The following is a 13,548-nucleotide window of genomic DNA, read 5'->3' on the forward strand; positions in this document are numbered from 1 at the left end:
AAATAAATAAGCATATCACTAAACTGATTTCTTCAGTATTACAGTGATATGCTTATTTTTTATATAATATTACGATTTTGTACGTGCATGCTTGCCTAGGGGTATGGCTCGAGCCTGTAGTCTCTCACGCATACTATTCCCTCAGGCGTCCGCACTTTACAAAATCGTTGCAAATGGCTATTTTTTAAACATATATAGATATCAGATAAAACGTACATATCTCTAATATTCTATTACAATTTTTCCAATACTTTTGCCTTCTTCAATTAATCTATGCGCTTCTGTTATACTTTCTACGCTTAGTCCTTTTAATTTAGTATGGAAGGTTGTTTTGATTGTTCCTCTATCAAGTAAATATGTCAGTTTTCTTAAATATTCATGATGTGCTTTCATATCTTCTGTTTCGTATTTTGGTCTTGTAAACATAAATTCAAATGAGAATGTTACACTTTTATCTTTTAATAAGTTTAAATTAACATTGTTCATAAAGTTAACAAGCGCAACGATTCTACCTCTAGGCTTAATCATTTCTGCCATTACATTAAAGTAAGCATCACTACTATGCGTATTAAATATATAATCTACTTCATTGATTTTATGTGCTTTTAATTCGTCTGGTAAATGGTGTTTATGATTTAATACAATATCAGCCCCCATTTTTTCAGACCATCTTCTCGTTTCTTTTCTTGATGCTGTCGTTATAACAGTTAATCCAAGGTCTTTAGCAATTTGAGTAGCAATTGACCCTACTCCTCCAGCACCATTTATTATGAGTAACTTTTTATCTTTATTATCTTCTGGATTAGTCGATATACTTAATCCTTCAATAAGTGCTTCAAATGATGTAATTGCTGTTAAAGGTAATGCTGCTGTTTCGGCGTAAGATAAATATTCAGGTTTAATACCTACAAGCCTCTCATCAACTAATTGATATTCTGCATTAGATCCTTGACGCATGTTTGAACCTGAATAATATACTTCATCACCTACATGAAACAATTCAACTTTATCTCCTACCGCTTCAACAACACCTACAGCATCATAACCCAATATTTTAAATTCACCTTCATTGGTAACTCTTGATTTTGTATCTACTGGATTAATACTAACTGATTTCACGTTTACTAATATATCTCGTCCGTTAGCTTTGGGAATAGGTAAATCAAGCTCTTCAAATTCATTTGATTCTTTCAAATCAAAAGTTCTTTTAAATCCAATTGCTTTCATTTAAAATTCACCTCTCACCTTAATTTTATAATTCTTTACTATAATAATTGTGCTCATCGTCGACTTGCATGCCAAGTTTCGTATATAACCGATTACCACCGATGTTAGATTTTTCAGTTTCTAAATATATTGTCTCATAGCCACTATCTTTACCATATTTAAATGCTTGATGCATTAACTGCTCTCCTATGTGTTTACCTCTAGCTGCATCTGTTAAATATAAATCATTTATAATCAACATTTCTGACATTTTCATCGAAGACAGCATCGAATATAATTGTAAAAATCCAATTACACCTTCTTCATCTTCAGCAACAAAAATAACAGCATCATTATTAGATAAGTTATTATACAAAAAATCATAAGCAGCATCTATATTAGATTGTTGATCAAAATAAACGCGATATTCATCAAATATTGGAACTATTTTATTTACATCCTCTACATTTAAAATAGAAATATTCAATACATCACCTCATCTATATATTATCTATCTCTAATTATTTTATTTTCATCAGCTTGAACTTTAGGACGTACAACAAGTTCACCATTACATTCAGGACATACGTAAAATAAATTTTCCGCACATTCTCTACAAAATGTATGTTCCTTCACACAGATAAATGCGTTACTCTTACTATGAAATTCATAACCACATTTTTCGCAATTCGATTTCATTTCTAAAGCCATTTCAATCACTCCAATAAAAAATATGTTAGTCTATATATAATTATCATATCATTTTTAAGAACAAAAATAGAATTTTAAGGTGTGATTAAATGGAAAAAGAATTTGTCGGAAAATGTAAAGCATGCAATTCAAATATTTATTGTCATAGTGGCTTTATTGAAGGCGTCGTACAAGAAGATAAAACACTCTTATGTTTCGAATGTTCAAAGAAAAATGAGAAAGAGCCTAAAACAAATTAGTGTTTAAGGCTCTTTCTTTTTTAGTGTAACAATCATATCAAAAGTTACAATTCACTCAAGTTATGTGCATATGGACTGATTTATAAGCAATTTTGCTGAGAACTGCTTTTAATACACCTCTTATCAGCAATTTTGCTGGGAACTGCTTTTAATACATCTCTTATCAGCAATTTTGCTGGGAACTACTTTTAATGCACCTCTTATAAGCAATTTTGCTGGGAACTACTTTTAATGCACCCCTTATAAGCAATTTTGCTAGGAACTGCTTTTAATGCACCGTCTTTTTATACCAACTTCTTTAAAAAGCATGCCTATAATAGAAGTTACACAGAAATCTACTGCCTATAATATAACAAGAGGCTGCGACAATAAATGTCACAGCCTCTTTTCTATTTTTTATACGCCTTGATCTAATTTAGTTAACATTGTTTCCATTAAATTAATTTGACCGATATGATAATTTGTATGCGTAATAGCAAATGAAATTGTTTCACCAAATGTAGTCATATTTGCTAATGGTTCTTTTCTTGATTTATCCATTTGAACATCTAAAGCATTTAATATTCTTTCTAACTGTTGATTTAAAATACCTTTCAATTCCTGGAAAGTTGGTTCAACACCCGTGAAACTTTCTGGTGAAGTGCCCGGTGAGAATGATTTACCTAATTTTTCACCAAGTATATTTCCTTCTTCTTTACTACCAAATACGAATGACTCATTCGCCATAATTAAATGACCAAGTTGCCATTTAATATTATTTTTAGCCAATTCTAACTGAAAATCTGCTTGTTTCTCATCAACGTCTTTAATAATATTTGATAGCATATTATATGAAATTTGGAACTGTTGTTCTAACATGTAAATTCCCTCCAGCTTATTCTGTTATAGCAAAGTAATTACCTTGCTTGTCATGAAAGTTGAATACTCTACCCTCAGGCATTTCAATGATATCATGACCTGTTAATCCTTGTTCGTTTAACGACTTGTACAACTCATCAAAGTTTGATGCTTTGAACATTAACGACGGTGTCTCCATACTAACCTCAGGACTGTACTTTTTAATAAATGCTTTATCAAATAATACAAACGAAGTCTCAGCATGTTCATTAGGTGCTATCTCTACAGATTTAAACCCATCAGGTAACTCATCTTCAGACTTAACTACAAAGTTTAATACATCTTTCCAAAATTCTATAGCTTTTTCTTGATTATCAACATATAACATAACTTGATGTAACTTTTCTATCATAAACATCACCTACATTCATTTAATACCTTAAGAATACGCTATATAAAAATGAAGTGCAAAAAATACAAATATAAAATTTCATTCAGAATCTTTCTCATAAATTATAATATCACCAGGTTGGCAATCCAAATATTCACATATCGCCTCTAGCGTACTAAATCTCACAGCCTTTGCTTTACCAGTCTTCAGAATAGATAAGTTAGCAATCGTAATATCAACAGATTGGGCGAGTTCAGTCAAAGATACATTTCTTTGTTTCAAAATTTCATCTAATTTGATTTTTATCATTTTCTCACCCTCAAATAGTTAAATCATTTTCCTTTTTAATGGATTCTGATTCATTGTATATAGATAGAAAGTTTAGCATCATTGACGCAATATTCAATAACAAAATAGTCGTAAAAGGCGCTGTATTTAATAACGCTTTATATGTTACATCAATATCTATAATCCCTTTCATAGAATTCAAAGTAGCATATACAATAATTAATATCGAAGAAAAGAATATCTTATTATAATTCCTTGAATTAAAGAAATCCTTTTTATTTATAACCTTTAAAAATCTTAAAACTATAATAAAAAATGTAATAACTAATAATGTTTGAATAATAAAGCATATCAAATAGAAAAACACACCATTTTTCATATCAAAAACTGTATCTAAAGGTACTTTTTTAAAAAAGGCAACTAGATTCACAACTAAAATTGCAATACTTAATATCATTGTAACTAGTATAAACCAGTAATTTCTTTTTTCATATTTATTGGTCGTATTCATATTTTCCTCTCCTTTTATCGTTATTCAATAAAATTGTAACATCTTATTTATTGTTTATCAATAAAAGTTATTGTTTTTCGATAAATACATTATTATTCATCACTTACCCTACCTGATAACCGCTTGTCCAACTACGCAGTTTGAATTCCCTTTTGGAACTACTAATATTTTGCTTGGTCTGTTCATCGCAAATCCTTGGTAAATAGTAATTTCATCATATTTATGATTAAGTACTTGTTCTATATATATCCCTAATGCTGATGCTGCAACACCTGTTGCTGGATCTTCGTTATATCCATTATTGTTAGGAAATTGCCTTGCATGATATATGCCTTCATCTACTCGAACAAATGGATAAAATCCTGTTGAACCAATTTGATCACATACTTCCCATAAATAATCAAATTGAGGATTTAAATTATTTAATATTTCAATATCATTTAATTCAATAATCGTTTTAAATCTAGATGTTGAAACATTTTTTATTGGATTGTTTGAGACTTCATTTTCTGAAATATTTAATGCTTTTGCAATTACTGACTTATCAATATTATTATTACCTATTTTCGCTTCACCTTGTTTTACTTGTACTTTAAAATCAGAGTCGTCTCCGATAACGTCAATACTCAACGTTCCAGATAAAGTTTCGACTAATAAATGGTCTTTATTTAATAGTCTTTCTTCTTTTAGAACCGTGACACATGCTATCGTAGCATGCACACACATTTCCATTTCTCTTTTAGGTACAAAGTATTTAAATTGGTAATCGCATGATGCATCACTACTTTTCAGCACAAAACCAACTTCAACATTATACTCTTTAGCGACATTTATCATTGCATCAAAAGACATATCATCTGCATCTAAAATGACAGGACAAGGATTACCACCTTCGTTATTGTATAAGAAAACATCTGTATGATAAATATTCATTTATAGCCTCCTATGTATATCTCACTTGTATTATACATCATTATTTAATTTTAATATTTTAATGATACCTACATAGAGTGACGCTATAAAAGTACATACAAAAAAGCACTCCTCGAATAAATCGAGAAGTGCTTTAAACGTATTTTCAATTGAACACAAATTGCTTGTGCAATTTGCGGACTCCATCTGTAAGCAAGTAAACTTGCAACAGCTGCAGCCTAACGTTTTGAGAAATAAATCAATTATTTTTATCCTTATAAAACCCTTTATTGCTTTTTACATCAATATCATTATAACAATATCTTGGCTTTGAGAGGGCGAGAATACTTATAAAAGGATTTAACTTTCACCACGTTACACCATACTTTATAAAATTCATTCTTAATATTAATCATAAGCTAATAATTCATTTATTTCTTTTTTTATTTGTTTGATTTTATTATGTTTTAATACAATAGCTTTAAGACTTGCTTCGACTTTTTCATTAATAATTGTAATTGTTTCGCTATCAACTATAGGTATTACAAAATTTTTCAATCTTGATGCTAATGTAGGAATTGTAGTTTGTACTACCGTATTTTTTTCGAATTGAACTCCACCAATATCTTCACACAATAAACATATATATATATAGTTTCTCAAATGTTTGTAATCATTTCTAAGTCTAATTCTATGAACATGGCTTTGAAAAACTCCCTCATCTTTACTAGTAATTATAGCGGTATAACCAATTCTTCCATCATTATTTACAATAATATCTCCAGTATGAAAATCTTGATTTAACTCATCTCTTAAATCGTAATTTACATAATATGATGGGAATGAGGAAATTTCATAATTCTGAATATCAGACGTTCTAATAAAAGGAATATCTTCTTTTCCTTTTGATAAGTAATCTTTATAATTTATACTTCCAACTTCATTTCCCTTTTTAATAGATTCTGACAGCTCTTGAATAGTAAAAGTTTCAAAATTATTTTTATAGTTTTCTAATAGTTGAGACGTGTTTTTATTATATAAGGTAGGAGTCCATATTGAGTTCTCTTTTATTTCATTAATATCTACACTATAGCCTAATTTGTTATCACTAGTATTTCTAACGTTACTTAATGTATCTCTTAATAATCTCTTAGCTGATTCGATATTTTGCAATATTTCGTTTTGATAATGTAATGTCTCATTATACATATCTGCAAACCTTTTTTGAACCTCCATTGATGGTACAGGAAAAATAAATTTTTTTAGTTTTGTCAATGATAATAGACCTTGTATATTACCACCACCAGACATTATACTCTGTTCTTTAGCAAATCTTGAAAGTAAAAAACAAGTTAGGAATTCTGGTTTTAATAAATTTGAATTAGTTTTCATAAAGGCGATATTTCTCGGTAAGCTGATAATACCTTTCATATAATCTGATATCATTGCTGATTCACCTAATCTACCAACCACCGTCAATAACACATCTTTTGGTTCAAGTTTTTTAGATAAGTTTTTCATTAAATCGGAAGGGGCAAGGTAAATATTATCTGTTGTATCAATAAAACCCTCTGTAATATTTTTTACATAAAGATATTTTATTTCTCCTTCTTTTTGAAGAGTTACTGCAGAATGAATCCCATCTGATAGAACATTAATATATTCTTTATTTCCGAATTCTTCAAATTTTAATTTACTGGATTTTTTCATTTCTTTTTTACTTTCATAGAAATGAAAATACTTTGGGTTAAATCTATTTTCTAACTTCACATCATTAACAGGTACAGTGATTATTTTATTCATTATTCGCTATCCATTCTTTATAAATTCTTGGAACATCTAATATATCATCGTCTTCAGTTAAAACTCCTCGTCTAGTGTGTCCACAAGTTTCTGCAATAGCCATAAAAACATTGTAATTTTGATCATTACTTTCATTTACATACAATTTCCTAAGAATTATCACACTTGTTTTAGTACTTGTGTGTGGCATAAAAGTTTCAATTGGTACATCTATTACAGCCATTAACTTTGCATTTTTTAATAAATATTCTCTAATATACCCTAATTTGTCATTACCTAAAATGCCATCAGGTAGAACGATTCCTAGTTTTCCTCCAGGTTTAAGTAATTGTAAACATCTCTCAATAAATAAGATTTGTGGTGATTCACTTTCTTTTAATTTTCCTTTTTCCCAATTCATTTCTTTTTTATCATATTTCCATATATGCCCAAAACTATATTGTCTTAATAGTTCAGTACCTGTAATAGGAATTTTTGATCCAAATGGAGGATTTGTAACTATTACATCTAAAGTCTCAGGTTTTATTTCATTTCTGGTTTTACTTTGCCAACTACTAAATTCTCCCAAACTATTTTCACAATATACACCTCCACGTCCATCACCTAATAATGCCATATAAGCTTTAGCCACTTTACTTAAAAAGTAATCTTTATCGATTCCCCTAATATTTTTTATTGCAACTTTTTGTTTTTCAATTTCTATTTCATAGTCAGGCCAGTTTAGCTCTCTTCCTTCGATCTCAACTTTTTTCCATATGTACCTAAGAGATTCAACAAGAAATCCACCACTTCCACATGCTGGATCTAGTATTTTATCATTAATAGATGGATCTAAAATTTCTATTATCATTTTAATAACATTTCTCGGCGTAAAAAATTGTCCTTGACCACCTTTTAAGGCATGTCCTATAAATACTTCAAATGCATCGCCTATTGCATCTCTATTAGAGTCCATTAACGAAAACTGTTGTAACTCCCCGACAACATAATGAAGTGATTTACTATCTAAAGTAATTTCTTCGTTAAAATCTAACACATCATCATAATTCCTTTTAACTAACTGGAATAAATCATGTATTCTATCTGCTACTTCAGCGGGTTTTTCATCTATTCCACTTCTGAACTTTACAATATCTTCTGGTTTTGTAAATTTTTCATCATAGATTTTACAAAATATCAAATTAATAAGTTGCTGTGCTAATACTTCATCTCTTGTTGCTCCTATTACATTTCCTGCTAAATAATTTCTAACAGTTTTAAATATAGATTTTAAATTGATAGCAGGCTTTAAATCTTTACGTTTAAAAAGTCCTACATCTTCAATTCGCTGTCCATATTTAGGGATATTAGGAATTTCTGCAAAAATAACTTTCCCATCTTTTTCATATTTTCTTAAAAATAATTTCTCATCACCATTAAACCATACTCCTAAATATGCTGTTGAAAAAGTTAGATAATTTTTTAATTGCGATAATCCATCTTTTCTAGTTTTTTTCTTACATTCAACTATTATCTCTAAATTACTATCATTTTTTTCTTTATCGTTAAAGACTGCTATATCGACTGGATAATTTTTTTTAGTATCGGAAGGTCTACTTTTAACACGAAACTGCGGTCTTGTTTGAATATGTGTTTTAGGGTAACCATAATCTTCTACTAATATCTTCGAAAATACTTGGACTGATTCAATTTCTTCTGGCGTCGCTTTTAAACTAACCCCTGAAATATAATCTATAATAATATCTTTTTCATCAACAACCATTTTAAATTTCTCCTTATCTGTTATTTCAATCAATAATATAATTTTATGTATACATAATGTAGTGGATTAAAAACATCTAAATATACCTATGGATTAATTTTAACAAATTATAACTGTTAGATATACATTATATAATTAATAAAATGAGTTCTAATAAGAATTTAAGCTTTTTTCTCCCTAGTGTATATTATAAATCTATTTTAAAGTTGAATTAGTTAGTTTTGAAGTGAATATAGTATTAATCAAATCTTAGAATATCTAATAATTTTAGATGCTCTGTAAATTAATATTATTAAAATTTTCACTAAATTTATTGACAGGTAGAGAGGATTAATATATTATTACTATCAGGTTGATAGTGTTCAGTTGATATACAGGAGTGAATTTAAGTCATGGATAATTTTTTACTAATTGATAATTTATTAAGAAACAATAATTTAAGCAAATCAGAAGTACGAGTAGTATTCTTTTGTTTTGAAAAAGAGAGATCATCTAAAGAAATAGCTCAATATTTAGAATGGCAAGCACCTAATGTAGCTAGATTATTACTCACTATGTTTAACAAAGGTTTTTTAAATAGAAGACAATTAGATGACAATAAAACATATTTATATATAACGAATAGAGAAAGTGACTTATTGGACTTTAAAAAAATTGTTGATTAATTTCATCGATTTTTTTTACCACTATTACTATCAACTATATACTATTTAAGTGATATTTAAGGAGGTGATTAAAATGATTAAATCAACCATTCAATCTTTAAGACCATATGTTAAAAACAGAAACGACTTTTACAATGTTATACTTCCTACTGGTTTAACACCTAAAGAAACTTTAGACAAAGTTATTTATAAACAAGTCTCTCCAGTACGTGGTTCATATTACTGCTATTTTGCAAACAGAGTATAAAAATTAGGTGGGGAAACCCACCTATCTTTAAAGGAGAAAATTATGAATAAAAAATCTATAAATATTGGCTGTTGGAATATCAACCAAAGAGCAGGTTCACAAAATACAAATATACCTGCTTTAGTCTTTGAAGAATTGATGAAAAGAAATTTAGACATAATTGTTTTAACTGAATTTTATGAATCAGATAATTATCAAGATTTAATTCTCAGCTTAATAAATGAGCATTATTCAGTACGTACTTCAAAATACGACATTAATTCTAATCAAATATTAATTGCTGTAAAGAATGAACTGATTTCTAGTGAAATTCATATTAATTATTTCGATAATGTAAACACACTTCCAAATCTATTACATTTAAAAATAAATGACATGAATATAATAGGCACTCGCATTAAAATTGGTGGTTATTCTAAAAATCAAAATAAAATTAATAAAGATTTTATTGATCGTAGAAATCAGTTAAAGAAATTGATTGATTTCACCTCTAAACTAGAGGGTTACACACTAATACTTGGTGATTTTAATAACGGAAAACATAGCGAATATGATATTGATAAAACGTATAAAGGTGTAGCTAGAGAATACTATAATTATTATTTAATGAAAAAAGATTTTGAGTCCAAAAACTTTATAGTGCATACACCTAATGAATCATATTCATGGAAAGGAAATTCAAATACTTATTGTAAACTAGATCACATTATAACGAATGCTGTGTCTGAAGTAAGCGACTTAAAATATGATTGGGGTTTTATCAACAATTCAGATTACAAAGAACAAGTTGGTTATCCAGACCATGCAATTTTAAGTGCTTCAATATCAATTTAACTTGGAGGTCTATTAAATGAATATACACTTAAAATTTTGGATGTCATTAGTAATCACTGCACTACTTTGCTATGTATCAGTATCTGTTATTACAAATAATATATTCATCTATACTGTTTCATCAATATCATTAATCGTTACTCTATATTACTTCTTTAAAATCGAATTAATAAAAATTAAGAATCGATTTACTAGGTAATTTCTATGTATAAATTACTTTATTTTTTTAAAAAAGATAAATTGCCAATAATTAGTATGTATCAAAAAGATCTCATATTCTTATCTCTACCTAATTACATTAAATACCTTAGGTTAATAATTCTATATCTCATTCTTGGTATATTTATTATTTCATTCATGCTGGATAACGCTATATTTACATTTGTACTATGGATTATAGGAATTATTTTGTTTGTAAAACATTTCAAATTTATTAGTTCTATCAAGGATAAGTATAATAACAAGTATTTTATACACCATGAATTATTAGAGTTCATCATAAACAACAAGTTATTTAATGAGGATTCTAATGGGATTATTACTTCATCAAGATTTTCTTATTCTATTACAAATGATGAAATAGTCATTCAAGCTTTGATGTCTGGAAATTATTTTGATAACAAACTACAAAATATAGAGGTTGAATTACAAGGTTTATTGGATTTACCTATTTATGAAAAGATAATACGCCATAATTCAACTGATTATCACTTTAGAATAAATAAACCACAAAGATTAAATGTCACTACTCAAGAGACAACATACAATAATTCTAATGATATTAATCTTGGTTATGGTGTGACATATAACCCAGCTAAATCACCTCACATTTTAATTTCTGGTGGCACTGGGAGTGGTAAGAGCATGTTTATGAGTTTCTTGTTAATAGAATTCAAAAGGCAAAGATCTACTACCTACTTATGTGATCCTAAGAACTCAGATTTAGGCTCATTATCAAATTATTTCGGCGATAAATATGTTGCAACCACTCCCAACAATATAGCCCGTGTAATACGTGAAGCCGTTGAAGAAATGAAAAAAAGATATGAATATATGAATAATAATTTCACCTATGGTTCAAACTATGAAACTCATGGTTTTAAGCCATTATGGATTTTGTTTGATGAGATAGGTGCATTTCAAGCTTATGGTACTGATAAAAAATCTAAAGAACTTATCAACGAAGTTATGGACGGAATCAAGCAAATCATCTTATTAGGTCGCCAAGCTGGGTGTTTTATATTAATAGCTGGCCAACAAATCAATGCTAATAACTTAAGTACAGAATTAAGAGATAACTTTTCTCTAAGAGTCTCACTAGGTTTTAACAGTTCAGAAGGTCTACGTATGATGTTTGGTTCTGCTACCCCAGATGTAACTATTCCAATTGAGGTGAAAGGTGCTGGACTCCTTTACTTACATGGCAGTGGCAAAGAACAAGCACAGTATTACGAAAGTCCACTTATTGATACAGCGCAATATGATTTTATAGAGGAATTGAAGAAATATATTCCAGAGGTATAAAACAATTAAATCTACTCTTTTTATTCATTCAACGGTTTATCGAATGAATAAAAAAGTAGATCATCACGGAGTCTGCCGAGTGATAAGGGCAGTCAGCTTGCTGAAAAATAAACATATTAAATTATGAAATGAGGATTATATAAATGATTAAATTAAACGATTTTTTAAATGCAGAAGCTTTAGGTAATGACTTTGTAGCTGTTAAAGGATATACGGAAGTATTACATCATGAAACAGGAAAATTAGATGCTTATAAACTTAACATAAGCATTCAAGATGACGAGTCCCCTTTTTTTATGGAGATGATAAATATTAAAGTCAAAAATTTAAACCCTACTCTATCAGTAAATGATTTAAAAAATAATAAAACAATACCCGTTATACTAAAGGATCTTCAAATTGGGCAATTCAATGGTAATTTATGGTTTAGTTGTTCTGACGTTTTGTCCAAAACAAAATAAATACTTCTTATTATGTACCCCTATGCAAACTGACGGCAACAGCCGGCAAGCTGGAAGCGTGTTAGCGGAGCGTTGCATAGGTAATCATGATTTAGAAGTATGGAGGGCTCTGCCCTCCTGTTTATTTAATATATAGACATACGTTTCTAGAATTGGAGGATTATTTATATGACGTATAACAAAAAAATAATCCGTACAAGTTCATATATTGAAATTTATGAATATGAATACCCTATTGTATCTGATTTTAAAGTTAGTAATAAAAAGAAGAAAAAAAGCAATTTGCAATTTGATGAATTAAACAGTGATGAAAAAGATTTAAAATTAAAAAGATTAGCAAAAACACGTCAACAAGCTAAATGGAAACTTATACGTTTAGTTGATATAAATTTTGATAATAAAACCAGTTTCTTAACTCTTACTACTAAAGAAAATATAACTGACAGACTTCTTTTTAATAAAATGTTTGATAAATTCGTAACCAGATTAAATTATCAAGTACTAGGTACTAAAAAGCGATTAATAAAATACATTGCAGTATTAGAAAAGCAAAAGCGTGGTGCTTGGCATGTACACATGATGTTATTTAGTTTTCCTTTTGTACCTCATAATAAATTATTGGAAATATGGGGACATGGCTCAGTTAGGATTAATAAAATACATGAAATAGATGATTCCTCTAATGCTGGAAGGTATGTAGCTAAATATATGGAAAAAGGAATTGCACAAGAATTACTTGAAAGTATGGGTACTAAATCATATTACTCTTCAAGAAACTTGAAAAAAATTGAAGAAATTAAAGTCTTATCTGATGAAAAGCTTTTTGAAAATCAACATGTGGTTTATGAAACAAGTTACAATTCGAAAGCATATATAAACGGAAAGCTAGTTAATAACAAAGTCAAATACAAAAAAATCAAATTATAACATTGATAAAATTAAAGGAGTGATTTTATGGAAGATTTAAAATTACCTTTTTTATTAACAAGAGAGCAAGCATCAAAATTTTTAGGTGTAGATCCAAAATCATTTGATAAATACATTCGAAGTTCAGATAAATTAAAAAGATTTATGGTTGGAAAGCATGAACGATACACAATAAAAGAATTGGAAAACTTCATTCTTGAACAATCAATAAATTAAGAATTGAGGTATTA

19 protein-coding genes are annotated in these 13,548 nt (G+C 28.6%); 9 read left to right on the top strand and 10 right to left on the bottom strand.

Annotation, left to right across the window (positions count from 1 at the left end; all coding sequences use genetic code 11):
• Positions 1–222 precede the first annotated feature (222 nt).
• From B2G86_RS04365 to B2G86_RS04375, 3 genes are read right to left on the bottom strand one after another with little or no spacing between them, the layout of a single operon-like run.
• On the bottom strand, positions 223–1,227 hold the full coding sequence (locus B2G86_RS04365; protein WP_078356922.1) for a zinc-binding alcohol dehydrogenase family protein: 1,005 nt from the start codon (positions 1,225–1,227) through the stop codon (positions 223–225).
• A gap of 25 nt (positions 1,228–1,252) precedes the next feature.
• Positions 1,253–1,693, bottom strand: coding sequence for a GNAT family N-acetyltransferase (locus B2G86_RS04370; protein WP_078356923.1), 441 nt, complete (start codon positions 1,691–1,693; stop codon positions 1,253–1,255).
• A gap of 20 nt (positions 1,694–1,713) precedes the next feature.
• Complete coding sequence (locus B2G86_RS04375) at positions 1,714–1,917, bottom strand: DUF1272 domain-containing protein (protein WP_078356924.1); 204 nt, start codon at positions 1,915–1,917, stop codon at positions 1,714–1,716.
• An 89-nt stretch (positions 1,918–2,006) separates the two neighbouring features.
• Between B2G86_RS04375 and B2G86_RS13370 the strand changes: the two genes are divergently transcribed.
• Positions 2,007–2,156, top strand: a complete 150-nt coding sequence (locus tag B2G86_RS13370) for a hypothetical protein (protein WP_198644277.1) — start codon at positions 2,007–2,009, stop codon at positions 2,154–2,156.
• Between the two features lie 396 nt (positions 2,157–2,552).
• Here the strand turns inward: B2G86_RS13370 and B2G86_RS04380 are convergent, their stop codons facing one another.
• The 7 genes from B2G86_RS04380 to B2G86_RS04410 all read right to left on the bottom strand — a co-directional run bounded on the left by B2G86_RS04380 (position 2,553) and on the right by B2G86_RS04410 (position 8,660).
• Complete coding sequence (locus B2G86_RS04380) at positions 2,553–3,014, bottom strand: DinB family protein (RefSeq protein ID WP_078356925.1); 462 nt, start codon at positions 3,012–3,014, stop codon at positions 2,553–2,555.
• Between the two features lie 16 nt (positions 3,015–3,030).
• The gene (locus B2G86_RS04385; protein ID WP_078357091.1) at positions 3,031–3,402 is read right to left on the bottom strand and encodes a VOC family protein; all 372 of its coding nucleotides are present in this window, start codon (positions 3,400–3,402) and stop codon (positions 3,031–3,033) included.
• 81 nt (positions 3,403–3,483) lie between these two features.
• Positions 3,484–3,693: a helix-turn-helix domain-containing protein gene (locus tag B2G86_RS04390; protein WP_078356926.1), complete on the bottom strand. Its 210-nt coding sequence runs from the start codon at positions 3,691–3,693 to the stop codon at positions 3,484–3,486.
• Between the two features lie 10 nt (positions 3,694–3,703).
• On the bottom strand, positions 3,704–4,183 hold the full coding sequence (locus B2G86_RS04395; RefSeq protein WP_078356927.1) for a hypothetical protein: 480 nt from the start codon (positions 4,181–4,183) through the stop codon (positions 3,704–3,706).
• Positions 4,184–4,291: 108 nt separating this feature from the next.
• On the bottom strand, positions 4,292–5,116 hold the full coding sequence (locus B2G86_RS04400; RefSeq protein WP_078356928.1) for a PhzF family phenazine biosynthesis protein: 825 nt from the start codon (positions 5,114–5,116) through the stop codon (positions 4,292–4,294).
• 387 nt (positions 5,117–5,503) lie between these two features.
• Positions 5,504–6,898, bottom strand: coding sequence for a restriction endonuclease subunit S (locus B2G86_RS04405; protein WP_078356929.1), 1,395 nt, complete (start codon positions 6,896–6,898; stop codon positions 5,504–5,506).
• Complete coding sequence (locus tag B2G86_RS04410; RefSeq protein ID WP_142242922.1) at positions 6,891–8,660, bottom strand: type I restriction-modification system subunit M; 1,770 nt, start codon at positions 8,658–8,660, stop codon at positions 6,891–6,893. Before B2G86_RS04410 ends, B2G86_RS04405 begins: the two co-directional genes overlap by 8 nt.
• 392 nt (positions 8,661–9,052) lie before the next feature.
• On the opposite strand from B2G86_RS04410, the gene B2G86_RS04415 reads away from it, so the two are divergent.
• The 8 genes from B2G86_RS04415 (at position 9,053) to B2G86_RS04440 (ending at position 13,534) form a co-directional block, all read left to right on the top strand.
• A complete protein-coding gene (locus tag B2G86_RS04415; RefSeq protein WP_078356930.1) occupies positions 9,053–9,325 on the top strand; it encodes a helix-turn-helix domain-containing protein in 273 nt (90 codons plus the stop codon).
• Between the two features lie 73 nt (positions 9,326–9,398).
• On the top strand, positions 9,399–9,572 hold the full coding sequence (locus tag B2G86_RS13295) for a hypothetical protein (RefSeq protein ID WP_158079022.1): 174 nt from the start codon (positions 9,399–9,401) through the stop codon (positions 9,570–9,572).
• 42 nt (positions 9,573–9,614) lie between these two features.
• Complete coding sequence (locus B2G86_RS04420) at positions 9,615–10,406, top strand: endonuclease/exonuclease/phosphatase family protein (protein ID WP_078356931.1); 792 nt, start codon at positions 9,615–9,617, stop codon at positions 10,404–10,406.
• Between the two features lie 16 nt (positions 10,407–10,422).
• Positions 10,423–10,605: a hypothetical protein gene (locus B2G86_RS13135; protein ID WP_142242923.1), complete on the top strand. Its 183-nt coding sequence runs from the start codon at positions 10,423–10,425 to the stop codon at positions 10,603–10,605.
• A gap of 5 nt (positions 10,606–10,610) precedes the next feature.
• Positions 10,611–11,930 carry an FtsK/SpoIIIE domain-containing protein gene (locus B2G86_RS04425; RefSeq protein WP_078356932.1) on the top strand — a complete coding sequence of 440 codons (1,320 nt, stop codon included), beginning with the start codon at positions 10,611–10,613 and terminating at the stop codon, positions 11,928–11,930.
• Between the two features lie 143 nt (positions 11,931–12,073).
• On the top strand, positions 12,074–12,391 hold the full coding sequence (locus tag B2G86_RS04430; RefSeq protein WP_198931317.1) for a hypothetical protein: 318 nt from the start codon (positions 12,074–12,076) through the stop codon (positions 12,389–12,391).
• Positions 12,392–12,559: 168 nt separating this feature from the next.
• Complete coding sequence (locus B2G86_RS04435) at positions 12,560–13,318, top strand: rolling circle replication-associated protein (RefSeq protein ID WP_078356933.1); 759 nt, start codon at positions 12,560–12,562, stop codon at positions 13,316–13,318.
• Between the two features lie 27 nt (positions 13,319–13,345).
• Positions 13,346–13,534 carry a MerR family transcriptional regulator gene (locus tag B2G86_RS04440; protein ID WP_003757092.1) on the top strand — a complete coding sequence of 63 codons (189 nt, stop codon included), beginning with the start codon at positions 13,346–13,348 and terminating at the stop codon, positions 13,532–13,534.
• Positions 13,535–13,548 lie beyond the last annotated feature (14 nt).

Source organism: Mammaliicoccus fleurettii, from assembly GCF_002018435.1.
In the GTDB taxonomy this organism is placed as follows: domain Bacteria; phylum Bacillota; class Bacilli; order Staphylococcales; family Staphylococcaceae; genus Mammaliicoccus; species Mammaliicoccus fleurettii.